Origin of the sequence: Niastella populi, assembly GCF_002078015.1 — a bacterium.
Taxonomy (GTDB): domain Bacteria; phylum Bacteroidota; class Bacteroidia; order Chitinophagales; family Chitinophagaceae; genus Niastella; species Niastella populi.
Map to the genome: position 1 here is coordinate 1 of NZ_LWBP01000170.1, position 331 is coordinate 331.

1 protein-coding gene is annotated in these 331 nt (G+C 49.5%); it reads right to left on the reverse strand.

Annotated elements, in window-relative coordinates:
- Positions 1-331 (reverse strand): hypothetical protein (locus A4R26_RS34990; protein WP_165760276.1); only part of this gene is annotated, 331 nt, incomplete at both ends.

Genomic DNA, 331 nt, shown 5'->3' on the forward strand with positions numbered 1-331 from the left:
CAGGATTTACAGTCAGGATCAGTGTTGCAATGGAATCACAACCGGCGGCGCTGCTTGCCAGGGTTACATCGTAAGAGCCGGCAGCATTGTAGGTATTGCCGTTCCAGGTATAAGGCAGCTGATTAGCGCATACAGTGACTTCCGTAGTGCTGGTTACAGCCGGGTTGACAGATAATACAAGTGTTGCTATGGAATCGCAACCAGTCGCGCTTGTCAGTGTTACATCGTAAGAGCCGGCGGTATTGTAGGTATTGCCATTCCAGGTATATGGCAGTTGATTAGCACAGATAGTTACTTCGGTGGTGCTGGTAACAGCCGGGTTAACAGTAAG